This window comes from Vibrio sp. 10N.261.46.A3 (genome assembly GCF_041472995.1).
Lineage (GTDB): Bacteria > Pseudomonadota > Gammaproteobacteria > Enterobacterales > Vibrionaceae > Vibrio > Vibrio coralliirubri.
The window spans coordinates 1-545 of the sequence record NZ_JBFRRH010000061.1; the positions used below are offsets into that span (position 1 = coordinate 1).

Consider the following 545-nt stretch of genomic DNA (forward strand, 5'->3'; position numbering starts at 1 on the left):
GGATTTTACATAATAGGAATAATGAACACCGAAATTTCTTGCTTCTTAAAAAGAAATTTCGGTGAGTAACATTTCGAATAAGAGTGAGAGTTTATTTTTTATTAGGGGATATGGTAAATGTGACCGCATTTTCGTTATCTGGGTCATCTGAAATCGTGGTCGTGCATTCTGTTGATTTCACTGATACAGAGTTATTTCCATAACTAGCTGTGAAATGACTACTTTCATTGAATAACACTTTATGAATTAAAGTTTGATTGTCTTCTATTATCTCGTAAGAGCTTACATCTTGGACGTTCTTTATAGATACGCTCGATATAGATGTTCCTTCGGCTAATTTGGCTTCGCCAGTTTTTGGGTCAAAAGAAAATGATGGCATGATGTTATTTCCATATGATTAGTTCATTAACGTATATGGGACTAGTTACACCCTTAAACAACTAGTTATCTGAAAATTCTTATCAGTTTAACGTAACCACACTTAGTGCGAACTCAGGTTTAGAGACAAGAACGGCTCCCGATTGGGAGCCGTTCTTCGTTACAAA

General features: G+C 35.4%; 1 protein-coding gene. It reads right to left on the reverse strand.

Going from position 1 to position 545, the window contains the following annotated elements; genetic code table 11:
* Positions 1-91 precede the first annotated feature (91 nt).
* A complete protein-coding gene (locus AB4484_RS14915) occupies positions 92-379 on the reverse strand; it encodes a hypothetical protein (RefSeq protein WP_372078953.1) in 288 nt (95 codons plus the stop codon).
* Between the last annotated feature and the right edge of the window lie 166 nt (positions 380-545).

Excerpts from the sequence above, each read along its gene's own strand:
- AB4484_RS14915 (WP_372078953.1), bottom strand. The coding sequence starts at position 379 with ATGCCATCATTTTCTTTTGACCCAAAAACTGGCGAAGCCAAATTAGCC.